The sequence below is a fragment of the Pectobacterium betavasculorum genome, assembly GCF_000749845.1.
In the GTDB taxonomy this organism is placed as follows: domain Bacteria; phylum Pseudomonadota; class Gammaproteobacteria; order Enterobacterales; family Enterobacteriaceae; genus Pectobacterium; species Pectobacterium betavasculorum.
Genome location: NZ_JQHM01000001.1, coordinates 363,423 through 388,332 on the forward strand (window position 1 = coordinate 363,423; position 24,910 = coordinate 388,332).

Here is a 24,910-nt window from a genome sequence, read left to right on the forward strand (position 1 = left end):
AGATTACTCTGCTGTTAGCGTCGTTCCCGCCATTGCAACGCGCCTTCTTTCAAATAGCCAATGTGGCTGGCCATCAGTTCTGCTTCTTGTTCGCTGTGCGTGACTAAAAGCGCGGTTTGTCCGGCGTCGCGTAAGATGTCGCGGACTTCCTGCCCGAGTCGTTTACGGCTGTCGGGGTCGAGGCTGGATAGCGGTTCATCGAGTAGTAGCACGGCGGGTTGAGGCGCTAATGCGCGTGCGAGCGCAATACGCTGCTGTTGACCGCCGGACATCTCATGTGGATAGCGCTGCCCTAATGCGGTGAGATCGACCAATTCAAGCATGGCTCGGACGCGCGATTGCTGAAGATCTTTCGGCTGTTTTCGCAGTCCAAAGGCAATGTTCTGCGCGGCAGTCAGATGGGGAAACAGTGCGTAGTCCTGAAACACCATCCCGACGTTGCGCTCTTCTGGCGGCAGATGCTTGTCTGGGCCCGCCACGCAGCGCCCGCCGACGTGAATGGTTCCCTGAGTCACGTGCTCGAAACCGGCAATGGCGCGCAACGCTGTGGTTTTGCCGCATCCGGATGCACCGAGCAAACAGGCCAACTCACCCGCGACAACCTGCATGGAAAAACCGTTCAGCACATGATGAAAATTATGCTTGTGCCCGTAGGCGACGTGGATATTATTCAGAACGAGTGTAGCCTCAGACACCTTGACTCTTCCTCATGATTTTCATTCTTTCTCAACCGATGTTTTTAACTGGCTGCGTGCCAGCAGCACAACGGGAAGCGTGCCAGCTATCACAATCAGTAGTGCGGCAATTGCGCCTTCTTCATAGGTGCCTCTGGCCGCTTCGGCATAGAGGACGGTCGCCAGCGTCTCAAAATTAACGGGGCGCAGCAGCAGTGTCGCAGGAAGTTCCTTCATCGCGTCGGCAAACACCAGCAGCGCACTGGTTACCAGCGCCGGGCGCAGCAGGGGAAGATGCACGCGGAAAAACGTGACCAGCTCGCTTTCACCCAGTAGACGCGACGCCTGTTCCATCACGGGCGGAATACGCGTCAGCCCGGCATCAAGCGCGCCTATCGCAATCGCCATAAAGCGAACAGCACAGCAGACTACCAGCAGGATACCGGCGGAAAGCAGCGGTAATCCCTTATAGCCGATTAGCTCGGCGAGAAAATTATCCGTTGCCATACCGGGCGTCAGCAGGCCGATGGCGAGTACCGTACCAGGAACGGCGTAACCTAATGAGGCGATTCTTAGTATGGCGCGGCGTCGCTCTGGCGTTCGGTCGGTAATGGCTGAATGACGGGCATACCACGCAATAATCAGGCTGACGACGGTAACCACCAGCGTGACACCAACGGCCAGCAGCAGCGAGTTTTGTAACGACTGTATCAGGCCTGCGGAGATCGTCACGCTATCACCCAGCCGTTTGGCGCTTTCCCATGCGAGAAAGAGGGCAGGGGCGATGAAGCCGAGCAGTATCGGTAGCGTGGTTATGCAGGTCGCCAGGCAGGCGCGCACGCCTTTTAACGGCGTGGGCATGATGCCACGCATTTGTCGGCTAGTGCCGTAGCGCTGGTTTTTCCGGCCATAATATTCCAGCGTTAACAGCAGGATGACTACCGTTAGCATCGTGCAGGCAATCTGTGCCGCAGCGGGTAAATCCGAACGAGTGACCCAGGTGGTGTAGACCGTCACGGTCAGCGTATTCACCCCTAGAAATTCGGACGCGCCAATATCATTCAGCGTTTCCAGCAAGGCCAGACTGGTGCCGACGGCTAGCGCAGGGCGCGCCATCGGCAGGGCAACGTGCAGAAAGGTGCCTGTCGCACTCAAACCCAACGTGCGAGCGGCTTCCAGCAGGTGTGCGGGTTGGCTGATAAACATGGCTCGCATGGTCAGATAAACGTACGGATAGAGCACCAGCCCGAGCAGCAGAATGGCACCTGTCATGGAGCGCAGATCCGGCAGGCGGAACTGACGCGGGCTGTCGTAGCCAAGAATACTGCGGATCGCTTCCTGAATCGGGCCGATAGGGTGCAGCAGATCGAGCCAGGCAAACGCGACAATATAAGTTGGCATCGCCAGCGGTAGCAGCAGCGCCCAGCTAACGAGCTGTCTGCCGGGGAAATCAAATGCGGTCACTAGCCAAGCGCAGCCCGCACCAATCACCATGACTAATGTGCCGACGCCGACCAGCAGAATCAGCGTGTTTAGCGCAGCATCGGGCAGCACGTAGCGCATCAGGTGATCCCAATGGCCGACGCCCGCGCCAGCCGCTAGCCAAAGCAGGGAAATCAGCGGAGCCAGTACGCCAAGCGCAATGATGACGGCGGCGATGCGAAGAGGAGAAAAAAAGAGGCGCGGCCGCCCGAAGGCGCCGCGCAGGGTTGACGAACCGGTCTTATTGATCGAATCCAACTTTATCTACCAACTGACTAGCTTGTTTACGGAATTTAACGATGTCAGTCAGCGGAATGCTATCCACATTCACTTCACCAATCGCATTGCCAATGGTGGAATCCAGCGTAACGCCTTTGCGAACTGGATATTCATAGTTCGCCTGTGCGTAGAGCTGCTGAGCGGGGGCAGAAACCAGATATTCCATCAGCTTCACGGCTTGATCTTTATGTGGAGCATGGCGTGCAACGGCTGCACCGGTGATATTGACGTGCGTGCCGCCGTTTTCAAAGGTAGGCTGAACCACCTTGATGGCATCGCCCCATTTACGGGCATCGGTACCTTCTTTGGCGTTCTTCATGTGGCCGACGTAATAAGAGTTCGCCAGACCCACATCACAGATACCGCCGAGGATATCGCGTGCGACGTCACGGTCACCGCCAGTGGCTTTACGTGCCAGATTATCTTTCACTCCACGCAGCCAGGTTTCGGTTTTAGCTTCGCCGTGGTGTGCGATCATCGCGGCAACCAGCGCGGTATTGTAAGGGTGTTGACCCGCACGGATACATACTTTGCCTTTCCATTTCGGATCAGCCAGATTTTCGTAAGTAATACCGGTCAGCGGCAGTGATTTTTCCGCATAGAGCACGCGGGAACGCATCGACAGGCCAAACCACTGATTGTCTTTATCGCGCAGCGCGGCTGGGATGACATCGGTTAACGTGCTGGACTGAACGGGCTGGGTGACACCCGCTTCTACGAGATCGATCAGGTTACCGGCATCAACGGTCATCAACAGATCGGCCGGTGAGTTTTGGCCTTCTGCCTTCACTCGCTCCAGCATGCCATCCTTGATGAACACGGTGTTCACTTTGACAGACGTCTCTTTGGTGAATGCATCAAGCAGCGGCTGAATTAGCCCTGGCTCGCGCGTGGTGTAAAGAGTCAGAGAATCATCTGCGGCGACTGCTGGCAATGCATAGGCCACCATCAGCGATGATGCCAGCGTGAGCAGGCGCGCTTTTTTGCGCAGAACAGACAGCGTTTTTGACATGTTATTATCTTCTCCAGAGTGAATATGATGCGTAAATTAATAAAAAAGGAGACATTTTCGGCAGGTGACTAAAACAATATATGATAATCACTCTTGTTTGCAATCTCATTAATGCAGTTTGTTCACTATCGTGATGAGGGTCAACCTACACGTGCATCAGGAGAAATCAGTGTTTTACTTGTGGGCATATTGATAAAAACAGTGATGATTTGCTGTCTTGAGTAAAGCGATGACTACGGGGTCTGGCTCGCGGCCAGCCTGCTGATATGAATCGTCAGCCAGGTGAGCTCGTCTTTCGGTAAGGCCATTTGGTATTTTTCCTGAACGTAATCTCGGATGGCCCTGGAAATGGCCATCGCCTCAGGATAGTGTTTCAGCAATTCCTGATAGAAATCGTCTGTATGCCCCGGCGTGATTTTTCGCGCAATCACTCGCTCGGAGAAATAACGCAGATAGGTGACAAAACGAAGATAATCGACGGCGTTGACATCGATATTCTTGTTTATTATATCTATCAGGTCATGATGACTCTGTGTCGTTTACCAGCCGCAGACGTTAGTTTCTTCATCCGCATCGTATCCACGTACGATATTAACCAGTTCTTTCACCGATTCAGCGGAAATCGACTTGTCTTTTAATTCTATAAGCGCGGAGAAATTCTTATCAACGGATACGCCATTGTTATTATTGGTTACCGTAAGCAAAAAACCGCTGTTATTATCGCAGGCTAAAGACAGATTGTTGACTAATTCATCAACCGCGCCAGCAGCGAAATCGGGTACATAAAAAGCCATCGGTTTAAGATAAACTTTCTCTGCTTTTTCATTATTGTCGCAGTTCAACAGGGTTAATGAATATCCTTTATTTTCAGTGGTCATTTTTTACCTCAACCTTCTATCAGAATTTTTGGATCGACATAAAAATCTACGTTGAATAATGTATCATCGGATAGCGCTTCAATTCTGTGCCATTTCTCTGGCGGGAATACGCCAAACTGTCCGGCTTCAATGGTCAGTGTTTCGACGGGCTCAGGACTTGCCTCATCGGTATAGCCATAATAACGAATCGTTCCTTGCATCACGCACAAACGCGGATAAACACCTTGTCGCGTTCCTGCGTCCAAATGGCGTCGCCAGATAGACGCTGGTGCAGTCTCCTTTGTCCAAAACGGTGTGGTACGAGTGTGAACATAATTCGCTGGTATGACAATTCGTTCCATGTTTAAACCTCATGTTTTACCCAACCACATTACGGGTCGGAAAGGGAAAAACCATATGATGCATATCATATACCTCTTTCTGTGCTTGTGAATTATTTTTTGCCAGTTAATTTTTACAATACCGAAATTCTTCGTGAAAAGGTTGTATTACTGAGGAGCAATGTTCCTTATTTCGATTGATGCTTTCATCATGTGAGTTGATGAAAAAACTAACATTAAGGAATAATTACATTAAGTTATTTATTAAGGGTCTACTTATTGGGGAGCGTAGTTGGAAAAGTAACGTCACCGGTACTCAATTGTGGTTATTGTTAAGTGGAAATAAAAAGAGTAAAAATGGGAATATATAACGCTAATCTATTATGAGGCCTTAACTCAAATAAAAAAGAATGTAAAACTCAGTTCTTTTTATTATGGATTCCCTGTTTTTCTTGTTACCACGACGGATAGTAGTAACGGGGGGTATTAATGTTGCATCTATATCATCATCAATATTCCTGATTACAAACTTTGGGAGAAGGTTGAGGAACTCGGTAAATTGACCGGAAGCGATACGTTATCTGAAGGGCAGGTAAAATGGGGCGTTCAGGTATGCCACGATAAACTCTCCAAAGTGGGTCTTCATACTGAAGCCTCTACAGATATTACGCCGCCTCGGATTATTGAATGTCCCATCCCGGCAGAATGTAAGACTGTTAGCGTCACAGACAAAGGTCGCTTTATTCTTGTCGAACTAGATATTGCCAATGTCTGGGTGGACAGCGAACTATTAGGATAAAATGATGTTATCGATTCGTCAAAATGGAAGCCTTTGATATACAACTTCCGCGAATACGATACGACGGGTGATGCCTTAGGATTTAATTTTAAATACGGTTATTAATATCTTTAGCCGGAGATTCGGATCACTGGCGATTCTCAAAAAAGCAGACTGAAATATAGGTTGCTTATCTTAATTACTGGCCTGTGTAGGCTGGTCTGGATTAAATGGGAAACATCCCGTATTCCTACACTGGCCAGCCTTTAGCAGGTTAAATTTTTTCCTGCTCTCATTTTGTCGTGCAGAGTTACCTATTTCATCGATGAACAACGGTTGCCTCAAGTGCTGCTACTGTATGTCCTTCCATCGTTATAAGGCGTTATTCACTTTGTTTCGGCATGGAGTGGTAAAGCATATCGGCTATTTTATTGCTTAGCTCCGTGAATATTGCGGCTTCACCTTTTGACAAGCAAGACTCTACCAGCATAGCCATATTATGCCGGCTGGCTTCAGCATAGGTTAAAAATTTTTCCCCCTTTGTACTCAATCGGGTGATCATTTCACGCTTATCGCTTAGGCCTGAGACTTGCTCAATAAGTCCTGCATCTTTCAGAGAACGCAATATTTTTGACATTTTGGGGCGTGCGAAACCCAGTTTTTCGCCAAGTATGCTGGGTGTCAGATTCTTCTGCTGGCGCAGAAGATCGAGTGTGTCGTACTGCGGCCAGGTTATCCCATCGGGATTCATAACGGCACGGCGTGCAACCAGCACGCACTGTAACTTGCTTAGCGCCATTTCGAGAGGGGAGACAAGAGAAGTGTCTTCAGCTCGGTTTTCCTTCATTTCACCGCTGTCCCGGCCATTTTCTGGCTTCGTCGTCATTATCATTTCTCTCATATTGATCTTGCGACAGTATAAGGCAGCAAGGTAAGCCATCCTATGCCGTTTTGGAGGCAGGGGAGTCAGTATACGATCACATTCGACGACCAGAACCATAAAGTGGGTTTCTACAACAGCTTTTCAGCAATACATGAGAGTTCTGAGTGGTATACGGAGCATTACCAAAGACACATTGAGCTTGAACGTTTGAACACGAATGGAGTGATCGCACTGTATGGCGAGGGCGTGTCATCGATTCAGTTTCATAATGAATCATTTCTGACGCAAAATGCATTTCCGATTTACGAGTGGCTGTTTCATCATTGCATGGAAGGCCTCAAGCGGGAAATACCCGATGTTGTGCACGTGCAATAGCCATAAGGAATGACGACTCGGCGAGTCGAAATATTTAGCCGGCTCGCCAGACAACCTCTACCGGAGCAATACACAGTATAATGGCTGGATATGCATGCGGTCATTGCCAGTAGGTCACTGGCTGCTCCGACCATCATTTTTCCCAATATAATGGCGCAAGCACGTTGCGGTTAGGGATTCACGGGAAGATAACAGGGAAGGCAGCGGCCCAGAAAAGAGCACGTTTCCTCCTTCTTTGCCTGCGCCGGGACCAATGTCAATAACCCAATCGGCCTGGCTTATTAACGCGATATTATGTTCGATGATAATAACGGAATTACCTTCGTCTACAAGTCGTTCAAAGAAAGCTGTCAGCACCATAACATCGGAGGGGTGTAAACCTGTCGTTGGCTCATCAAAAATATACACGTCACCTCGTTGTCCCAAATACGTCCCCAGTTTAAGCCTCTGTTGTTCTCCACCGGATAAGTGAGTTAAGGGTTCGCCTAGTCGCAAATAGCCCAGCCCGACATCGTGAAGGCGCTTAAAGATAGGTGCCAGTTGTGTATCGTGATGAAATGAATGCAATGCTTCATCCACAGACATGGCAAGCGTCTCGGCAATGTTCTTGCCATGAAGTAAATAGCGCAGAGCGTGGGGGTTATAGCGTAACCCCTGATAGGCCTCGCAGGGTAGGCTGAGGGTATCCATGAAGGCCAGATCGGTTTTAATTTCACCTAGCCCTTTGCATTCAGGACATGCACCCTTGGCGTTCGCACTGAACCAGGACGTACTTACCCCGTTTTTTTGCGCAAATCGCTCACGAATAATATCGAAAGCACCCGACCACGAGGCTATATGTGAACGTGAAGACGTATGTATGGGTTTCTGGTCAATGATCACCGCATTGGGGCAACGCGGCGCCATGACACCCATGATGAGCGAACTTTTACCCGAACCAGCAACACCAGTCACTACCGCCATGACGCCCAAAGGAATATCGACTGAAATATGCTGTAAGTTATGCAAGGAGGCATCATGAATACGGATATAGTCAGAAGGGCAGCGTGGATTATTTTTGGATGCTTGTGTTTGTTCCAGATATTTTCCGGTTGGCGTGGTGGATAAACGTAATCCTTGTAGATCGCCTTGATAAATGATTTGGCCGCCTTGTTCACTCGCTTCCGGGCCAAGTTCGACAATATGATCGGCGATTTCAATCATGTCTGAATCGTGTTCTACCAGCAGAATAGTATTTCCTTTATTACACAGTTGGACGATCAGCGTATTTAAACGTGATACATCTGCTGGATGTAAGCCAGTACTGGGTTCATCAATGATATAGGTCATACCGTTTAAACTGCTGCCAAGATGTCTAACCATTTTTAAACGCTGAGACTCTCCGCCTGACAGTGTTGTTGTGGTGCGATTCAAATCCAAATACCCCAATCCGATTGAGCACATGGCTGCGAGCCGTTGCTTTATTTTATCAAGCACTGGCGCTACGGTTGGAATGGTTAGCTGTTCGATAAAAATATTTAAATCGGAAATGGGTATGGAAACACAATCACCAATGGAGTAATTGGCGATTTTACATGACAGTATGGTCTTATTGAGCCTTATACCCTGGCAAGCAGGACATTGCTGTAAAGTAACTATCCCCTTCAACTCGTCCTCCCGTTCGCCATTGCGCTCTTTATTCAGATAACTTCGGGTAAAACGCGGAATCACGCCTTCAAATTTTGCTGTCTTTGGCCATCCGGAAAAGGGTTTTTCCGGCGTAATGTTTTCGCCATACAGAAGTAATGTTTTTTCTTCTGCACTGAAGTCGGCAATTTTTTTATCATTATCGAACAGACCGGAGCAGACGTAGCGTTTCCAACGCCATGTTCCTGGCATAAAGGTTGAATAACGAATGGCGCCTTCATTTAGCGAGCGCGACTCATCAATTAATTTATTAATGTCGATGTGGTTTGCGAGCCCAATGCCTTCACACCGTGGACACATGCCCGATGGATGATTAAACGAAAATATATTTGAATACCCGACAAAGGGCGTACCGGCGCGAGAAAACAACAAACGTAGCAATGTATAAATATCGGAAGCCGTACCGACCGTTGAGCGGGCATTACCGCCGATGGGTTTTTGATTGATGATAATAGCAGGAGAGAGGTTGTATATTTCATCGACATCCGGCTGGCCATAATGTGGCAGGCGATGGCGAATAAATGCTGGAAACGTATCGTTTAACTGTCGTTGTGATTCGGCAGCGATAGTGCCGAAAACCAACGAGCTTTTTCCTGATCCAGACACTCCTGTAAAGACGGTTATTGCGTTTTTCGGAATAGACAGACTGATATTTTTGAGATTATTTTGTCGGGCACCGATTATTTCCATCATGTCCGTATTTTTTGTCGACATTACAACCTCCTTTTAGTATTCATGGCGATGAGGGATAACAGGCTGGCAACGTTGTACCCGGCGATTATCGTGGCCATTGGCAACAGTGAAAAAGCATCGCCCGCGCTAGAGAGTGGTGCGGCGCCAGCGCCTTGAAAAAATCGCGCACTAATGAAAATCTCAATGCTGGGAGATAACGCACAAACGATGGATGCCAAGGTTAACAAAGCCATACCACCGATTAATAACGATCGTCTGCCAATATTGTCCGACCAGGGTCCGATAAGTAACTGCCCTATAGATATCCCTGCCATGAACGCGGTTAGACTTAGCTGCACACCCGTTTGTGTGGTTTGCAATGCGTTGGTCATTACGGGAAATAAGGGGAGATACATATCGGTAGAAAGCGCTGCGATTGCGCTCAACATACCCAATATGATAATTAGCCTTGGCGTTAATCTCTCTTTATATTTTTGACATGAGGATGATAAAGCGGGGGCGAGGTCCAGTAATTTATTCGAAGATTCTGTCATGATAATTTTTGATATTTTTCAACATGATTTGACTATATCACTTGTATGAATTGATTTCCAATTGGAAATCAATTGTGCTTTTTATTGCTGTTTCTAGCGAGGGGATTTGAAAAAGTAATTTATTTTTTGAAATTAGTAGCCTGTAAATGTATAGCGCAACATATCCTTCTCGGTTGGTATCCAGACGAAAAACCCCGTAGTGATTGAGAGTTTCAAACCGTATTGACCTGCCTCTGAATTAAAATTAGTGTAATAAAATCAACATAACTTTTACATCATGGCTTGTGGGTAAGGATGACTATGCGCTTTCGAACGGTTGTTTTATTGGCAGGGATTCTTAATTTAACCGGTTGTGTGGTGGCGGATATGGATTCGTCTAATTATCGCTATGTTCCCTGGATACAGGTCTTTCAAAAAATTGATTCGACGGGGCAGACGAACATCCGTGAACGAAAGGAGGCTCTCTACAGTTGTGGTGTTGATAGGAGAGATAACCTTGACGATAAACACTGGGGGTTAAATGTACATCGAGGAAATGAAACATTTAAAGAAAGTGCTGACAGAAATGACAGGATTATCGCCTGCATGAAAAGTAAAGGTTATAAGGTTTATGGCTTTGATCAATGTGGGCCATTAAAAAAGCCCAGTGGTTTATGCCCTAACTAATGCTACTCCTGATCATAGCAGACCTTAAAGCCTTCCAGGCTGACACGCTTCGTGTGAGAAGCGGTCGTTTATGATGCCTATTCGTATTTTCTGTCATGCAATGATAATTCACCCCTCCACAAAAGGCAGGCGTCTGCGCGTCCGGATCGCCGGGCGTATAAATGCTTTCGCCATGGCTGCACCAATTTCGGCGCAGGCGGTCAACCCCTGAATAAAGGGTTGGTCATGCATCAGATAGGGCAGTGCACCAAAAGCGATCCGTCCGCGCGCCTCAGCAGGATCTCGTAAAGTGTAGTCATCCCCCACGTCTGGAATATCATCACCAGCAGCTTCAAGTAGTTTCCGGAGTGTCGGAAACGGGAGATCTTTCGTTTTAAGCGCCGTCTGCCCACGGGCATCGATGAAAACGTCGAAATTATTGACTTCATTGTCGACGATGACTGATGTGAGGTTGCCTTTCATCTCTGTTCTGTAATCGGAGCCCAGAGCCATGATACTGACCAGACCAGCTTCACGCAAAGCCAGCAGGCGGCGTATAGACTGCGACGGAATTGCCGCATAGTTGTCTACAAAAACTTTGACAAGAGTGTCACCGAACCTGACTCGATCCTGCTCGGTAAGGTGCTGAACGATTTCCTGTACTGGCTCGTGCAGACGTAAAATGGTATAGCGCCAGGGTATCGTGCGGCGATCGCGCTTGTTACGTTCGACTTCCTGAAGATTAGCTTCTGCCCAACGGAATGGATCGTTAGCGTGCCGACCGGCAAACCATGCCTTGCTGAAATCTTCCACATTCATAGTACGTAGACTTATCTGCGCGCTCCATACTGGATCTGCAAGGGTAATTTCTTTCGAAATCAGACTAAAAACACGATCAAGTAGTCCGTCAGAACCAGCATTAATTTCGTATTCGATCGCAACATCCGTCGCCACACGCAAGGGTTCATAAGGTATCGGGCAGAAAAAATCTGCCTCTGGCAATATTCCGGATCGGGACATCAGTGTGACGTGAAGTGTTTCGCTGTTGGGGAATAGCCGGAACTGAAGAGGCTGGTTTTCCTTTTCAATAAATTCGCCATGTTGCGCCACGACGGCCATAGTGGCATCGATACCGCTCAGGGAAGTACCGAGGACGCCGAGGCGACACGGCGGTATTTTTGCCTCCATCAGGCCAGTCCATGGACTGGGAAAATAAGTGCGTGTAGCAGCATTTTCATCCGGCCACACGTGTCCGGTAGCGATAACCGCCAGGTCGAAGTATTCCGGGAGTAGTCTTCCGCCGATTTGCAGCAGAACCCCTTCCGGCATGGGGTTGATATCGGTGACCTTACAGGATTCATGTACCTCCACCTTAAAACCGCATCTGCGCGCTTCGGTCACCAGTTGCAGAAACTGATCGCGGAAATACTCTCCCAGCAGAATGCGGGGCAGAAATTGCCGGATATGCAGTGAATCGATGTCCACGCCATAGCGCGAAAGGTGGGTTTTGCTCTGACGGCGGAGCCAGTCAATATAGGTGTCGAACAACGGTGGGATTTCGATACTTGCAATGTTTGCGAGCATCATTGTTGAGTTGTTGTCACTGCAATAAGGCATGCCGACGCCGGCTTCACTTCCCTGTTCAAAGACGGTTATGGCTGCCAGCGTCCTGTTTTTCAGAAGGGAGAAAAAGGTGTAGACCCCTGTTGGTCCTGAGCCAATGATGGCTATTTTCTTCATTAACTTCACCCGACACTTATTATAAATGACTGTTTCGTTAAAATATGTCTGAGCTAACTAAAGGCTCAAAACCGGTGACCTACGATGAGGAAGCTACGGTAGGTTGATAGGGTGTACTGTAAAGAAACTTTAGTTCATCACCGGCGGGTCGGCTATCACGAAGACGAACACATTGTGACCTGAAGAGTGATGCCAAGGGCATTTCAAAGAAATATCTCAGTTGGGAAAATTTGTCGTACGCGGGTATCTGGCATCCGATACTCGATCGTACGAAACTCAAATTTAAGTGACAAAGGGAGGTCATGGAAACGTCCATCTTTAGGCTGTTTTTGAGCTGGCTGAGGTTAACAAGCAGAAGCGGGCGTTACTAACCCTGGGGTGGCTGAAGACGCCTCACTAAGCTATACGGAGCTTGGACGTCAACTGCACCTTTCTGCACCGGCGGTACAGAACGGGTCAAACGGCTTAAGAATGAAGGGGTAATTACGGGGGCAGTGGCCAGGCTGGACAGCAACAAAATCGGACGCCCGTTGCTGGCTTTCATCCATGTCGATACGTCGAGTTGGGCTGTTACACGCTCAATACTCTCTTTAAAGTCGCTTCCCGATGTAGAGGAAATTCACACCGTAGCAGGTGATAGCGCCATGCTGCTAAAAGTCAGAACCCAGAATACTCAGTCGCTTGAAGCCCTGCTGGAGGTAATTCATTCAATTGACGGTTTTACTGGAACGCGCAGTTATATTGTCTTGACTCCCCATCTTGAAAGGGGGCCTGTCTCTTTACTCTCGAATTAGAGCTGAAATCGTCAACTAAAACTGGCGACAGGTCCAGGCCTCTGCTCAATGATCCATTGCTTGTCTTGAACATCTCAGGCCCCGTGCCAGGGGGGCTGAGATTGCTACTTAACAATATTGCGAGCCAATATTCAGTTCCCCCAGTACAAACCTTTAGGTGCGTTTGAGAAGCCAATGACCTTCAAAGCCGGAGCCAGTTTGCTCATGCGGACCGGCACACCGTTGACCAGCTCGAGTGTGAACCGATTACGTTTGTCGCGCGAAAGTGCAGTGGACAGCGCTGTCAGTGCTGCGGCAATGACCTCCGTTTGTGCTGCGTCATCCGGGTCGATATAGGTGAACAACTGGCGGCCACCTTGCGGCAGGTAGAGCACGAGATGGCCGCCATCGATAACGACTAAGGCACCTGCTCTTCGGGCCGGTCGCATCAGAGAGGCATGAGAAGGCCAGGGAAGAATAGTTCCGAAAGGATTACCTGGATCCACAGCACTGAGAGCGACAGGAGTGGGTACCGAAGGCGTTTGTTCGGCCAGTTCGCGCAGGCGGTCTACGGTTGTGCGCTCGGCGAACTGGGCTGCCCCAAGTCCGAGAACAAAACGACCGCGAATCACTCGCCCGGTGTCCTCCATGCCTCTGAATACGGGCTGCAATGCCGAAAACCCGCCAGGGACGTTTTCATACACGGTGACATTGCGCGTCACCACGGCATAACGCTCAAGGAGACCTTCGGTCCATGCGAGAGCCTGCACTGTATCGGGAAGGGGGTCTGTGCGTATCAGCGACCACCGGCCCGCCAGAGTCGCCGCATTGAGTGCCGTGAGCCCCGAATGAAACTCGCTAGAAACCCCAACCGACGGGAACCCGCGCAGACTCCGCCTTCTGCGCGAAGATAATGCCCGGGACCGGGAGGGCTGGGCTACCTGGGCAAGTGCGCGTAACGGCGTCCATGTGTCATTCGTGATACAACCCGCCCAGACGAGATCCCACAGTGCAGCGTGTAAATTATCGGACAACATGTCGGGGAAGTCGTGCCGATCGGGATACTCCCGGGCCAACTTGATCTGTACCTGCGCAACCAACTGGCGTACAAAGTATGCGCCCCCGTCGGCGAGCAATTCGAGGATCGCATGCTGTAGAGGCGACATATCTGGTGCGTCAGAGGCGTGTGCCGCCATGGACAGGGTTTCAGGGGCAAACTCCTGAAGGTGTAAAGCCACCAAACCGTCGTCGTTGCCGAGACTGCCGTGGCCTGACCATACTACCGTACCGCTGGAGAGGAGTCTGTCGAGCATGTCAGGTGTGTAGTCGCGTACGCGTGCGGGCAGGATCTGCCGTTCCCAGACCGACGCAGGCAACGGCAGCCCCGCCAGTTGCTCGATGATTTGCAGCACGCCTTCCTGGCCTTCCAGCGCACCACGTGCCGGGTTCCAGCCCTTCACCACTGCACTTTGTGATGCATCAGTCACTAACCCTTGCCGTTCGAGAAGAAGGCGGGTGTAGGCTTGGCGGGGTACCGGCCGGGTGGCCTCGCGTGCGGCCTGTAATGACCGGATACGCAAACGCCGGAATACCTCGTCGCTCACCCATTCATGCTGCGCGAGCGGTCTGGCATCCCTGCTGACCAGAGAGGGGGATTTCGCGCTGTGGTTTATTCCGAAGTGGCCGGACAGCAGTTTACCCTGTTCGACAATCTGCTGCAGCGCAGCCTCGGCCACCGATGTTCCCAGGCCGAAGGCCGAGGCCGCGTCACCCGTGGTAAAGGGCCCGCGAGTGCGGGCGAATCGTGCGAGCAGGCCGCGCAGGGGCTCGACCGTTGTCTCCAGAAATGCCGCCGGTAGCCCGTCAGGAAGGGCCACGCCCAGCGCATCATGCAACCGTCCGGCATCCTCGATACTGGCCCAGTGCTCCCGTTCACCAATCCTGATACGGATGACACGTCGTTCTGCCTCAAGGCTGCTGAGGAAAGTTGCTGCGTCGTCGGCCTCATTGTCCAGGCGCGCGGCAACCTCCTGCGTGCAAAGCGGCCCGAGTTCGCGCAGCAGATCGGCTACGCCCTCCTTGTCTTTCGCTCTGTAGCCAGCCGCAAGCCGCTGTAACTCCTGATCAAGCTGATCCATCACCAAGGGATCGAGCAACTCACTCAGTTCGACCTGCCCCAGAAGTTCTCCCAGCAAGGCACTGTCAAGGGCAAGCATCGATGCACGTCGTTCGGCCATCGGTACGTCCGTCTCGTACATGAACTGTGCGACATAGCCAAACAACAGGTCAGTGGCGAAAGGAGAGGGTACCTCTGTGGTGACTTCAACCAGCTTTACCGTACCAGCATTCAGTCGCCCCATGACTTTATCAAGTGCATCAAGGTCGTATACGTCTTGCAGGCACTCGCGCGCGGTTTCGATCAGTATCGGGAATTCAGGATAACCCTGGGCGATCTCCAGTAACTGACCGGCACGAAGCCGCTGCTGCCATAGCGGAGAGCGCCTGCCGGGTGTTCTGCGTGAAAGCAGCAGCGCACGCGCGGCACACTCACGAAAGCGGGCGGCAAACAGTGCTGAGCCCCCGACCGCAACGTTGACAGTGCGTCGCAGCTTGTCTGGATCGAAGAGGAACAGCTCCGCACCGGGCACCCGGCCCGTATCCGGGAGGCGCGCCACGATGCCATCGTCACTGGACACGACGGCCGGATCAATTTTCCAGCGCTCGCGGATGCGCTGGGCAATGGCCAGCGCCCAGGGTTCATGAACCCGACGCCCGTAAGGCGAATGCAGGATCAGGCGCCAGTCACCGAGTTCGTCATGGCATCGCTCGATGATTAGCGTGCGATCGGTGGGCAGCACGCCCGTGGCGGCACGCTGCTCGGACACGAGTGCCAGCATGTTGCCGATGGCGTTCCCATCCAGGCCGATGGTCTCCAGTTGGGTTTGCGTGCCCGGCTCGGGAAGGGGAGTGCCATCGGCTCCGGAGGTGTCCAGTTCGAGCTGGCGGAGGAAAGCACCGATGGCCTCTCCCAACTCGGCAGGACGGCCGATGCCGTCTCCACGCCAGAATGGCAGGCGGGCGGAACGACCCGGAGCCGGGATGACGACCACCTGGTCACGGGTGATTTCCTGGATGCGCCAGGAGGTCGCCCCCAGCGTGATCACATCGTTGACGCGCGACTCGTAGACCATTTCTTCGTCGAGCTCACCTACGCGGCGTGAGCCAGCACGTTCTTCACCTTCGGGGAGAACGACGCTGAACATGCCGCGGTCGGGGATGGTACCACCGCTGGTGACCGCCAACTGTTGTGCGCCCGGACGTGCCGACAGCTGACTGGTTTCCCGGTCCCAGACCAGCCGTGGCCGAAACCCGGAAAAATCATCGGAGGGATAGCGTCCCGCCAGCATATCCAGCGTGGCATCGAACGCCGTACGGGGTAATGTGAGATAGGGCGCGGCGCGGCGCACGGTAGCATACCAGGCGTCGACATCAAGCGGCTCCATCGCAACGGCGGCGACCGTCTGCTGTGCTAACACATCCAGTGGATTGCGCGGTGGGGCGATGGCCTCGATACGGCCGCTCAGCATCGCGTCGACGATAACGGCAGAGTCGATCACCTCGCGTCGCGTACGAGGATAGACGAGTCCGGTTGAAATGCCCCCAACCTGGTGTCCGGCGCGCCCAACACGTTGCAGAGCGCTGGCGACAGACGGGGGTGCAGATACCTGAATTACCAGGTCGACCAGGCCCATGTCAATGCCCAGTTCCAGGCTTGAGGTGGCGACCACACAGCGTAACTCACCGGATTTGAGTGCCTGTTCGATCTCAGCACGATGCTCCTTGGACACCGAGCCGTGGTGTGATCGGGCGATTACAGCGGCAACGCCATCGGCGCGCGCCTGGGTGCTGCCTGCCGACGATTCGTACTGTGTGGGTGGGCGATCCTCCCCGGTGGATGCAGTCTGCCCGGTGCCTGCCAGTCTTGCTGCATAGGTCTCATTGAGGCGCGCGGTCAGCCGCTCTGCCACGCCACGGGAATTGGCGAAAACGATAGTGGAGCGGCGTGAAAGTACCTGGTCCAGAATACTGGCCTCCACGTGCGGCCAGATAGAGCCGGGTCGGCCATTGCCCGCATTTTCGCCGGGTTCTTGTTCCGGGATGTTCGACATGTCTTCAACCGGGAGCACGATGCGCACGTCAAGGTGGCGCATTGATGGCGGCGCCACGACGGTGACAGGGCGCTCGCCTCCCAGGAACTCAGCTACCCGTTCGACGGGGCGCACGGTGGCGGATAACCCGATGCGCTGCGCAGGTGTTTCCAGCAGTGCGTCCAGTCGCTCGAGGCTCAGCGCCAGATGCGATCCGCGTTTGGTTCCCGCTACGGCGTGAATTTCGTCGATAATGATAGTACTGACGTCGCGCAGCGCTTCCCTTGCCCGTGAGGTCAACATCAGGAAGAGAGACTCCGGCGTCGTGATGAGAATGTCGGGAGGCTTGCGCACGAGACGGGCACGCTCAGCTGTCGTCGTGTCCCCGGTACGCAGGCCTACCGTTAGCCCCACGTTGGTATCGCCCCGTCGCTGACGCTCCTGCATGATCCCCTGAAGCGGTAAAGACAGGTTACGCTGCACATCCGCCCCCAGAGCCTTAACAGGCGAGATGTAGAGGACTCGGGTTTTCGTTGCACGTGGCCGCGCGTTCTTCGTATCTGGAGTGAACGCCTTGGCCTGCTCACTGAACAGCCGATCGATGGCATGCATAAACGCGGCCAGCGTCTTGCCCGAACCGGTGGGGGCGATGACCAGTGAATGATGCCCTCCACCGATTGCCGTCCACGCAGCATTCTGCACAGCCGTGGGCGTACCGAACGTGGAGACAAACCAGTCCCGGGTGGCTGCTGTGAACTGTCCGCCCGACAGAAATTCGTTTGATTGGGAGTTCGTTGTCACGAGATAATCAGCCCTTAGCCGTTTTGAGAGCGGCGCTCCATGCCTGCTGTGCCCATATCGTCAGTATTTCATTGTCTTCAAGCACATCCACAGGCACTTCCCAGTACGATTTTAGCGCATGGTCGTTGCCCTCGGAGACATAGCCCAGCGCGTGTGAGCCTGCCGCCTCATAGTCGGACCGGCTTGCATTATCCACCTTGAAATACAGCGATCCTTTCCAGACCATCGCGAATACGAGCCCGTCACGATAGAGTGCGACAGCGCCAAACAGGGGCCGTGTTGTGATGGGAGCCCAGCCTGAGAGTTCCCCGGCGTAGTGCTCGGCCAGCGCTTTGCCTTGTCCGGTAAGTGTGGTCATGTGTTACTCCTGTTAAAGTGAAAATGGCCTTCGACGGCACTAAGCAGGTCCCGGCCACAGGGGGACGTATCCGGCTTGCCGGACGGCTTTACATCGGGGGCTTTAAACGTTGAGGCACGGCTTTGAGCGCCAGCCGGTAGGACTGTTTGATCAGGTCTTCTACCAGTTCCCGGGTCACGCCTTTGCCACCTTCAACTGACACCCAGTGGTGTTTATCGAGATATCTCCCGGGCGTCACGTTTTCATACTGCTCACACAGGGTGTCGATCTGGTCCGGCTCTGTCTTAACCGTGATGATTGGCTCATCAGGATCATCGGTGATGATGAGGAAGACTTTGTTGACGACCTTGTAGACGTCAAGTTTTTCGACAAACGGGCGGCCGTGAGTGACGCCAGGCAGTTCAGTCACCAGGCGGCGTGCAAGCGGCTGCAACTGGCGTCTGGAGATGCCTTTATGTGCCGGCTGTCCGACATTGCGGATGCGCTTTTGCGGCAGACTCGCCTGGACCAGCAGGTAAGACTCCTTGATTTCCCGATGCAGCAACGCTTCCGTGATGGACTTGCCTGCAACGATAGACAGCCAGTGGCGCTTGTTCATGCGATGAGCCGGTGAGATTTCCTCAAATTGCCCACGCAGGATCGCGGCCCGAATGGGATCGGCTTTCACGATAACGGTGGACTTACCATCCACCTCGCCGATCAGCATAAACACTTTGCCGTGCAGCTTGTAGGTCGCCCAGCCGATCCCCATTGAGTGGTCGGGCGCGACGCCCGTGAGCGATTGTGCATAGTCATCGGCGACGTGAACGAGGTTCTGTTTGTTCATGGGGGTTCCTGACACTGTCTGTGTTACTCAGCGGATGCGGGAATGGATATACGCATCGCTATTCTGAGCCGCTTTTGCCGCTTCGGGGACGCTGTTAATGAAGAACGGCCAGCTCAGTATCATCCTGTCCCCGCTTGCTGGGCGATGCCGCTCTTTCGTGCCCATATATCCGTGGATAGAGGCCTCAGTAACGATATTGGTGATTGCCATTATGGGTCATAAATGGCATGATTTGTACCGTTATATGGTTTTTAAATTGTAAATAACGGACATTCTGTGGGTGAATTGCGATGGTAAAAGAGGTATTCGATGAGTGCGATGTCGCGGCCTACCGTTGAGCGGCTGACGTATAGCCCGGCCAACCCCTATCCCTTTGATCTTGAAGTGTTCCGTTTGTCGGATCTCAAGCGTCGCTCGACGGTACAGGCCATGCGCAGGACGTACTGTTACGAGTTCTATATGTTGATTTGTGTGACCGAAGGGCAATGTACGCACTTTGTCGATTTCGAGCCGGTGGAGTGCAGCGCGGGAACATTGCTCACGTTGCGGCCTGGCCAGGCCCATAATTTCGGCAGCGAGGAGGACTGGGATGGATGGATGGTGCTGCTTCGTCCGGAATTTCTGCTGTCGGCAGAAGCTCAAATAGCCCCTGTTCTGGAGCGCTTGCCTGAAAGCATCTGCCTTGATCCGGCAGAACTTAAACGAGCCATGCAGGATATTCAGTGCATCCGCGACGATGCCCGTTTGGGGTTGCCAAAGAGGTCTGAGGAGCAATCTGGCGCTGAGCTGGCCGATGTTTCGGCAAGTTGCCTGAGCATCGAGGTGCATGCGTTGTTGCGTTACCGTTTCTACGCGCTGCTGACCTGGCTGACGGTCCTGCATGGGCAACGTCAGGAACCTGCATCGCAGCAATCGGGGATGCTGCTAAGGTTCCGGCAGTTCCAGGAACTGGTGGACGAGCGTTTTTCGCAATGGAGCCAGGTTGGCGACTATGCAAACTACCTTGGCTGTACTGAGAAGAGCCTGACGCGCGCAACACTGGCGGCTCAGGGGATCAGTGCCAAAGCATACCTCTCAAAACGGATCGTGCTGGAGGCTAAACGGTTACTCATACACACCGATTTGCCCATCGGAGCGCTGTCCGGACGCCTTGGGTTCGGTGAGATAGATAGATTCTGCAAGTTCTTCAAGCGGGAAACCAGTTTTACGCCGAAGGACTTCCGCAAACGCGCGACGACTCCCTGACCCTATGAGGGTCGGCCCGCGTGATAGCACAATATATGCGCAATGCCCCGGCAGGAACCTGTTGCGAGCTGGTATTGAGTTCAATATCCGGCGGGGAGCGATGTTTGCTTTCCTTGCCATCAGTTGTATCGAATACAAAAGGAGAAATGTATGTCAAACGCGCTACCCGTTTACGAGCAAAGCTACAGTGATGAAGAACGTACGCTTGCAGACCATCTTATCGGTCTGGAAAAGTCAGCACTGGATAAGTGGTTCAAGGGCGACACATCCGGTTATGAATCGCTCTGGTCAGAACGCAGCTTTACTTACTTTGATGCTGTCGTGACCGAAAGGGTCGATGACTATGAAACGATTAAAGCGTTTCTGAAATCCATTGACGGCAAGCTGTTTGCTGACAGCTATGATTTCCGCCATCCGCGGATACAGGCGGTAAACGATATGGCCGTGCTGACTTATCAGCTGTACTCGCAAACGAACTTAATTGATATGGAATACAACGTCATCGAGGTCTTTCAGAAGGAAGACGATAACTGGAAAGTTATCCACTCCACCTGGTCATTTATCCGTCCAATGGACAAAAAGTTCCCTGAGAGAGCTACTGTCGTCTGATATGGCGATATGCTCTGAGAAGGTGCAAACGATAAAAGGTTAAAATTCTGTCCCGCCTGTCTTTCCCGAATGTCGGGTTATGAGCAGAATGGCGAATGTAAAGTTCAGGGTCGGGTCAGAACAGATATAAGTGACTATACGGGAGTGATGATGAAAAGAGAGACATTATTCAGGCACGCGCGGGAGCATTATAAATCGGAGCCGGAATATCTCTGGAGTAACCTGCCGGATTATGCAGTGCTTCGTCATCATAATAATGATAAATGGTTTGGTATCGTGATGAGAGTACCCGGTACAAAGCTGGGGCTGAAAACGGAAGATGAAGTCGACATACTCGATGTTAAGGTCCGGCCGGAGCACATCGGCTCTTTACGTCAGAAAGAGGGTATTTTGCCTGCTTATCATATGAACAAAGAGCACTGGGTCAGTGTGATCCTTTCCGGACCGCTATCAGTGAAGGAAATACACGAGCTGCTTGCCGACAGTCATGAATTGACATCCTGATAATTTTTTCAAAAAAATGGGAGACGTATGCAAGGTGATTTAACCATGGCACTTCTCCCTAAATGTTCGTTAAGGCAGTTAAATATCTTATTTATTTAACATGCTGTTTTATAAATAACGCAGCACGGTCAAGAGCATTATCTGCTTCTTCCAGAGCTCCATTAAAGATCTGAAATACATGAGGCAAATTGGCTGTGACATCAAGGATAACATCGACTTCTGCATTGCGTGCACGCTCTGCCAGCCGCGTTGAGTCATCCAGTAAAAGTTCATTCGTTCCTACCTGTAATAGAATCGGTGGAAACCCAGTGAAATCAGAACATATAGCAGGTGACAGCAGTTCCTGATGGGGATCGGCGTCCCCCAGATAAAGACGTCCTGAAGAAAGAAAACTCTCACGGGTAAAATAAGGGTCAACTCCACTCTTGGAGTCCATACTTGTGCCTGACCGCGTCGCGTCAAGACTTGCTGAAAAGGTCACAATTCCGCCCGGTAATGGCAGCCCTTCTCCACGAGCTTTGATGCACGCTGATATACATAAACCCCCGCCAGCTGAATCACCGGCAAAGACTATAGAATTGGGTTGCATTCCCTGTTCGAGAAGATCCCGATATGCGTTAGTGCAGTCTTCTATCGCAGTCGGATATGGAAATTCAGGCGCAAGCCTGTAATCGAGGGAAAATGCTTTTATCCCCGTTTTTTTTACCAAACTGGCTGTCAGTGACATCCCCGTTTCTGGTGACCCCATAAGATATGAGCCACCATGAAAATACATAATTGCCCCTGATCGCACATTCTCTTCAGCTTCAATAACCAGGGTTCTCTGTCCACCCAGTGTGCTGGTAGTGATTCGAGTGCCTGAAGGAATATTCATCGTCTTCATGAAAGCCGCAAAATCAGCCCGGATTTGATTTATAGTTTTTTCCTTAGAGTCAGAAAGGGCTGGTTTTCCCAGTTTCTTATTAAGCTGTTCGCGTTGCGCACGACTCATCTTATTTAGCCTCCGATTTATTTAGTGTCATGTATTATTTAATCGTATTCTTTCTGGATTTACAATGTCAACACTTTGATTTATATGGTATTAATGTTCTATCGGTAATATATTCACATTCAAGCTATTCCTACGCTTATTGCCATTAAACATTTCAATGTAATCAAAATACCATTACAGATCTCTCCCCAGTGCTCCTTAGATCTTTTTGCTGATCCATTCGCGCTTTAGAAGCTAATGAATTTTCAGCAACCACATTGTCCTGTCTGCTACCTTGACGACGAATGTTACCTTCCATAGCTTGCAATTTCAGGAACGACTGCCACTCATTGTTTATGTATTGGCTGAACAGATCTGGTTAATCAGTCACTGCGAGTTAGGTGAGCCATTCGATTCAGGATAATAGTTATTTTTCTGAAAGAATAAGATAGCACTCAGGTCACGCCTGTCCGGCGTCTAGTCCATGGCAGGCAGGTGGATAGCGCGATTAGGCTGAGGACCAGCACCGAGCCACAAAGCACACCCAGGCCGGTGCCGAAGGCCGCACTGACACCCATTGCCACCAGCGCGGCACTGCCGATCTGACAGAACCCGACCAGTCCCGATGCGGTGGCAGCTTGTCCGTGTTCGCTGGCAATTGCTCCGGATACTGCCAGCGACAGCGACGAGCCATTGGCGAGACTGACCAGGCACATCGGCAACACCACGGCGGCCGAGCCATGTAGCCCCATTGCCACTACAGCCAGGAATCCTACGCCGCCAAGCACGAAGCACATTATACCTGCCGCGAGGATGCGGTCATACCGTCACGCTGCTGACGAGCGTCGGCCAGAGATACATCAGGATAAGCACCTAAGCCGAGGCGTGATTCTTTTCTATTGATGCGATATTTGAGATACCAGAGACGTGAACCGGCTGGATTAACTAAAAGGTACAGATCGTGAGAATCGGAAACTTTGAAGCGTTTGCTGATGGTTTTAAGTTGCGGATTTTTGAGTCGTTAAGAGACATTTGGGGGTCACTCCGTCATCGAACCAACTTGACCCCAAATCTGACCACCAAATTCTCCCGATGCGGAGGGAAAACTGAAAATGCATCGGGAAGACTTTTCACGCTAACTTATTGAATCTGAATCAGATAAGGATTCGCAAAGAGGCATGAAAACAAGAATTTGGCTCCTCTGACTGGACTCGAACCAGTGACATACGGATTAACAGTCCGCCGTTCTACCGACTGAACTACAGAGGAATCGTGTGAACGGGGCGCATGATAACGGCGGGCGCTGACCATGTCAAAGGCGTAAACCACAAAATTGCACTGTTCGGTGAGAGAATGTGCAATATGCCGATATTTTTGGCAAATACTGACAGTTTATCGTGTTCCTTCATCGCTAGCGTGGATGCGCTGACGATTTTTATTTGTCGCACAACACCTATAGCCGCCCTGATCCTGACTGAGTGAATCGGGATATTGCCGTAAAAGATAAACCGTGTTCACCTGAAAATCAGGTCAGTAACGTGAGGGTGCTAATATCGAATGAATAGCATGACCGGAATGGTGGTCGTTGTAAAACCGGGAGCAAGTGCTCCCGGTTTGGGGGATGGTTAATCGATATTTACCGGTCGGACAGGACAAACATGCCGTAAGGGTGAATTTGCAGATAGTAACTGTCGCCCGGATTCGGCTGAAGCTGAGTGGCGTTAACCTGCAACAGCATCGACTGCCCATGCCAGTCCACCTGCACTTCATACTGCGGCCCCATATAAGCGACCTGCGTAATCGTGCAGCGCTGGCTTTCCTCGCCTTGATGGCTGAGCGTAATGGCTTCAGGGCGAATACCGACGGTCGATTCACTTAATCCGGCTGCAAACCCCTGCGGACGCGGAATGAGGTAGCCATAGATATTTACGCTGTCTGCCGTGAAGGTAGCAGGGAAGATATTGGCATCACCCATAAAGCTGGCCATGAAGCGCGAAGCCGGTTGGCGATAGAGTTCCTGCGGTGCACCCAACTGCATGATTTTGCCTTTGTTCATCACCAGAACCATGTCGGACACCGCAAAGGCTTCGCTCTGATCGTGCGTAACATACAGCGAGGTGATGTTGAACTGCTGCTGAAGCTCACGGATTTTCTCACGCATACTGCGGCGCAGGTTGGCGTCAAGGTTACTCAGTGGCTCATCGAATAGCAGGACTTTCGGTTTGAGGATCAGCGCACGCGCCAGAGCGACACGCTGTTGCTGCCCACCGGAAATTTGGTCGACGTAGCGATCTTCAAACCCTTCCAGATCGACCAGCGCCAGCGCTTCTTTCACGCGTTGATTGATTTCAGCCTTCGGTCGGCCGAGCATTTTCAGCCCGTAGCCGATGTTTTCGCCCAGCGACATATGCGGGAAGAGGGCGTAAGACTGGAACACCATACAGATATCACGCTGTTGAATCGAACGCTCGGTGACGTCTTCGCCGTCGATGAAAATCTGACCTTCTGTCGGTTTTTCCAATCCAGCAACCGCTCTGAGTACCGTGGTTTTACCGCAGCCTGATGGGCCTAGCAGCGTGACCATTTTTCCCTGTGGGATCGCCAGATTCAAATCATCAATGACGGTGTTGTTGCCGAAACGTTTAGTGATGTGCTTCAGTTCGACAAAGCTTTTTTCAGTATTCAAGGTAATCACTCC

Annotated in this window: 23 protein-coding genes, 1 tRNA gene and 1 pseudogene; 6 read left to right on the forward strand and 19 right to left on the reverse strand. The window is 51.6% G+C overall.

Translation table 11 applies throughout. The features are described 5' to 3' along the window. Positions 1-14: 14 nt before the first annotated feature. The 6 genes from KP22_RS01635 to KP22_RS01660 all read right to left on the reverse strand — a co-directional run bounded on the left by KP22_RS01635 (position 15) and on the right by KP22_RS01660 (position 4,666). The gene (locus tag KP22_RS01635; protein ID WP_039322004.1) at positions 15-695 is read right to left on the reverse strand and encodes an ABC transporter ATP-binding protein; all 681 of its coding nucleotides are present in this window, start codon (positions 693-695) and stop codon (positions 15-17) included. Between the two features lie 21 nt (positions 696-716). Next, positions 717-2,414 carry an ABC transporter permease gene (locus KP22_RS01640; protein ID WP_039322007.1) on the reverse strand — a complete coding sequence of 566 codons (1,698 nt, stop codon included), beginning with the start codon at positions 2,412-2,414 and terminating at the stop codon, positions 717-719. Further along, positions 2,398-3,447, reverse strand: coding sequence for a Fe(3+) ABC transporter substrate-binding protein (locus tag KP22_RS01645; RefSeq protein ID WP_039302347.1), 1,050 nt, complete (start codon positions 3,445-3,447; stop codon positions 2,398-2,400). The genes KP22_RS01640 and KP22_RS01645 overlap by 17 nt, the downstream gene beginning before the upstream one ends. Before the next feature lie 233 nt (positions 3,448-3,680). Beyond that, the gene (locus KP22_RS01650; protein ID WP_342342025.1) at positions 3,681-3,965 is read right to left on the reverse strand and encodes a PRD domain-containing protein; all 285 of its coding nucleotides are present in this window, start codon (positions 3,963-3,965) and stop codon (positions 3,681-3,683) included. A 21-nt stretch (positions 3,966-3,986) separates the two neighbouring features. Then, positions 3,987-4,325 (reverse strand): DUF1869 domain-containing protein, encoded by a 339-nt coding sequence (locus KP22_RS01655; protein WP_039302353.1) that lies wholly within the window; start codon positions 4,323-4,325, stop codon positions 3,987-3,989. A gap of 8 nt (positions 4,326-4,333) precedes the next feature. Then, positions 4,334-4,666, reverse strand: a complete 333-nt coding sequence (locus KP22_RS01660; protein WP_039302356.1) for a TehB family protein — start codon at positions 4,664-4,666, stop codon at positions 4,334-4,336. A gap of 493 nt (positions 4,667-5,159) precedes the next feature. On the opposite strand from KP22_RS01660, the gene KP22_RS22980 reads away from it, so the two are divergent. Further along, a complete protein-coding gene (locus KP22_RS22980; protein ID WP_414625927.1) occupies positions 5,160-5,444 on the forward strand; it encodes a flavin reductase in 285 nt (94 codons plus the stop codon). A gap of 361 nt (positions 5,445-5,805) precedes the next feature. Here the strand turns inward: KP22_RS22980 and KP22_RS01665 are convergent, their stop codons facing one another. The 3 genes from KP22_RS01665 to KP22_RS01680 form a co-directional block, all read right to left on the reverse strand. Continuing rightward, complete coding sequence (locus KP22_RS01665) at positions 5,806-6,309, reverse strand: MarR family winged helix-turn-helix transcriptional regulator (RefSeq protein WP_244879995.1); 504 nt, start codon at positions 6,307-6,309, stop codon at positions 5,806-5,808. Between the two features lie 486 nt (positions 6,310-6,795). After that, positions 6,796-9,081 (reverse strand): ATP-binding cassette domain-containing protein, encoded by a 2,286-nt coding sequence (locus tag KP22_RS01675; RefSeq protein ID WP_039322017.1) that lies wholly within the window; start codon positions 9,079-9,081, stop codon positions 6,796-6,798. After that, positions 9,081-9,593 (reverse strand): MFS transporter, encoded by a 513-nt coding sequence (locus KP22_RS01680; RefSeq protein ID WP_081923378.1) that lies wholly within the window; start codon positions 9,591-9,593, stop codon positions 9,081-9,083. The genes KP22_RS01675 and KP22_RS01680 overlap by 1 nt, the downstream gene beginning before the upstream one ends. 300 nt (positions 9,594-9,893) lie before the next feature. Between KP22_RS01680 and KP22_RS01685 the strand changes: the two genes are divergently transcribed. Next, positions 9,894-10,259 (forward strand): hypothetical protein, encoded by a 366-nt coding sequence (locus KP22_RS01685; RefSeq protein WP_039302369.1) that lies wholly within the window; start codon positions 9,894-9,896, stop codon positions 10,257-10,259. Positions 10,260-10,367: 108 nt separating this feature from the next. Here the strand turns inward: KP22_RS01685 and KP22_RS01690 are convergent, their stop codons facing one another. After that, entirely contained in the window at positions 10,368-11,978 is a 1,611-nt protein-coding gene (locus KP22_RS01690; protein ID WP_039302371.1) for an FAD-NAD(P)-binding protein, read from the reverse strand. Positions 11,979-12,472: 494 nt separating this feature from the next. Between KP22_RS01690 and KP22_RS22985 the strand changes: the two genes are divergently transcribed. Beyond that, entirely contained in the window at positions 12,473-12,772 is a 300-nt protein-coding gene (locus KP22_RS22985; RefSeq protein WP_197061552.1) for an Lrp/AsnC family transcriptional regulator, read from the forward strand. 131 nt (positions 12,773-12,903) lie between these two features. Here the strand turns inward: KP22_RS22985 and KP22_RS01695 are convergent, their stop codons facing one another. The 4 genes from KP22_RS01695 to KP22_RS22300 form a co-directional block, all read right to left on the reverse strand. After that, positions 12,904-17,700, reverse strand: coding sequence for an ATP-dependent helicase (locus KP22_RS01695; protein WP_052012451.1), 4,797 nt, complete (start codon positions 17,698-17,700; stop codon positions 12,904-12,906). Between the two features lie 7 nt (positions 17,701-17,707). Next, on the reverse strand, positions 17,708-18,058 hold the full coding sequence (locus KP22_RS01700) for a TfoX/Sxy family protein (RefSeq protein WP_039302374.1): 351 nt from the start codon (positions 18,056-18,058) through the stop codon (positions 17,708-17,710). An 88-nt stretch (positions 18,059-18,146) separates the two neighbouring features. Next, positions 18,147-18,884: an MmcQ/YjbR family DNA-binding protein gene (locus KP22_RS01705; RefSeq protein ID WP_039302377.1), complete on the reverse strand. Its 738-nt coding sequence runs from the start codon at positions 18,882-18,884 to the stop codon at positions 18,147-18,149. A gap of 27 nt (positions 18,885-18,911) precedes the next feature. Continuing rightward, positions 18,912-19,094 carry a hypothetical protein gene (locus KP22_RS22300; protein ID WP_156103724.1) on the reverse strand — a complete coding sequence of 61 codons (183 nt, stop codon included), beginning with the start codon at positions 19,092-19,094 and terminating at the stop codon, positions 18,912-18,914. Positions 19,095-19,193: 99 nt separating this feature from the next. Here KP22_RS22300 and KP22_RS01710 point away from each other — a divergent pair, with 99 nt between their 5' ends. The 3 genes from KP22_RS01710 to KP22_RS01720 all read left to right on the forward strand — a co-directional run bounded on the left by KP22_RS01710 (position 19,194) and on the right by KP22_RS01720 (position 21,242). Continuing rightward, positions 19,194-20,129: an AraC family transcriptional regulator gene (locus KP22_RS01710; RefSeq protein WP_039302380.1), complete on the forward strand. Its 936-nt coding sequence runs from the start codon at positions 19,194-19,196 to the stop codon at positions 20,127-20,129. A 150-nt stretch (positions 20,130-20,279) separates the two neighbouring features. After that, positions 20,280-20,738, forward strand: a complete 459-nt coding sequence (locus KP22_RS01715; protein WP_039302382.1) for a nuclear transport factor 2 family protein — start codon at positions 20,280-20,282, stop codon at positions 20,736-20,738. Positions 20,739-20,888: 150 nt separating this feature from the next. Beyond that, a complete protein-coding gene (locus KP22_RS01720) occupies positions 20,889-21,242 on the forward strand; it encodes an MmcQ/YjbR family DNA-binding protein (protein WP_039302890.1) in 354 nt (117 codons plus the stop codon). A 91-nt stretch (positions 21,243-21,333) separates the two neighbouring features. On the opposite strand, the gene KP22_RS01725 is transcribed toward KP22_RS01720, so the two are convergent. The 5 genes and pseudogenes from KP22_RS01725 to fbpC all read right to left on the reverse strand — a co-directional run bounded on the left by KP22_RS01725 (position 21,334) and on the right by fbpC (position 24,907). Next, complete coding sequence (locus KP22_RS01725; protein WP_039302386.1) at positions 21,334-22,233, reverse strand: alpha/beta hydrolase; 900 nt, start codon at positions 22,231-22,233, stop codon at positions 21,334-21,336. A gap of 434 nt (positions 22,234-22,667) precedes the next feature. Further along, positions 22,668-22,970, reverse strand: a complete 303-nt coding sequence (locus KP22_RS01730; RefSeq protein ID WP_197061553.1) for an MFS transporter — start codon at positions 22,968-22,970, stop codon at positions 22,668-22,670. Between the two features lie 62 nt (positions 22,971-23,032). Further along, a pseudogene (locus KP22_RS21405) lies at positions 23,033-23,244 on the reverse strand (Arm DNA-binding domain-containing protein); the annotation flags it as partial. Positions 23,245-23,405: 161 nt separating this feature from the next. After that, positions 23,406-23,481, reverse strand: a tRNA-Asn gene (locus tag KP22_RS01735). Between the two features lie 367 nt (positions 23,482-23,848). Continuing rightward, the gene (gene fbpC, locus KP22_RS01745) at positions 23,849-24,907 is read right to left on the reverse strand and encodes a ferric ABC transporter ATP-binding protein (protein WP_039307420.1); all 1,059 of its coding nucleotides are present in this window, start codon (positions 24,905-24,907) and stop codon (positions 23,849-23,851) included. Positions 24,908-24,910 lie beyond the last annotated feature (3 nt).

What these genes read in the sequence shown, in the direction of transcription:
- KP22_RS01645 (WP_039302347.1), bottom strand. Translation starts at nt 3,447, where the DNA reads ATGTCAAAAACGCTGTCTGTTCTGCGCAAAAAAGCGCGCCTGCTCACG.
- KP22_RS01655 (WP_039302353.1), bottom strand. Translation starts at nt 4,325, where the DNA reads ATGACCACTGAAAATAAAGGATATTCATTAACCCTGTTGAACTGCGAC.
- KP22_RS01660 (WP_039302356.1), bottom strand. Translation starts at nt 4,666, where the DNA reads ATGGAACGAATTGTCATACCAGCGAATTATGTTCACACTCGTACCACA.
- KP22_RS01665 (WP_244879995.1), bottom strand. Translation starts at nt 6,309, where the DNA reads ATGACGACGAAGCCAGAAAATGGCCGGGACAGCGGTGAAATGAAGGAA.
- KP22_RS01675 (WP_039322017.1), bottom strand. Translation starts at nt 9,081, where the DNA reads ATGTCGACAAAAAATACGGACATGATGGAAATAATCGGTGCCCGACAA.
- KP22_RS01680 (WP_081923378.1), bottom strand. Translation starts at nt 9,593, where the DNA reads ATGACAGAATCTTCGAATAAATTACTGGACCTCGCCCCCGCTTTATCA.
- KP22_RS01685 (WP_039302369.1), top strand. Translation starts at nt 9,894, where the DNA reads ATGCGCTTTCGAACGGTTGTTTTATTGGCAGGGATTCTTAATTTAACC.
- KP22_RS01690 (WP_039302371.1), bottom strand. Translation starts at nt 11,978, where the DNA reads ATGAAGAAAATAGCCATCATTGGCTCAGGACCAACAGGGGTCTACACC.
- KP22_RS01700 (WP_039302374.1), bottom strand. Translation starts at nt 18,058, where the DNA reads ATGACCACACTTACCGGACAAGGCAAAGCGCTGGCCGAGCACTACGCC.
- KP22_RS01705 (WP_039302377.1), bottom strand. Translation starts at nt 18,884, where the DNA reads ATGAACAAACAGAACCTCGTTCACGTCGCCGATGACTATGCACAATCG.
- KP22_RS22300 (WP_156103724.1), bottom strand. Translation starts at nt 19,094, where the DNA reads ATGGCAATCACCAATATCGTTACTGAGGCCTCTATCCACGGATATATG.
- KP22_RS01710 (WP_039302380.1), top strand. Translation starts at nt 19,194, where the DNA reads ATGAGTGCGATGTCGCGGCCTACCGTTGAGCGGCTGACGTATAGCCCG.
- KP22_RS01715 (WP_039302382.1), top strand. Translation starts at nt 20,280, where the DNA reads ATGTCAAACGCGCTACCCGTTTACGAGCAAAGCTACAGTGATGAAGAA.
- KP22_RS01720 (WP_039302890.1), top strand. Translation starts at nt 20,889, where the DNA reads ATGAAAAGAGAGACATTATTCAGGCACGCGCGGGAGCATTATAAATCG.
- KP22_RS01725 (WP_039302386.1), bottom strand. Translation starts at nt 22,233, where the DNA reads ATGAGTCGTGCGCAACGCGAACAGCTTAATAAGAAACTGGGAAAACCA.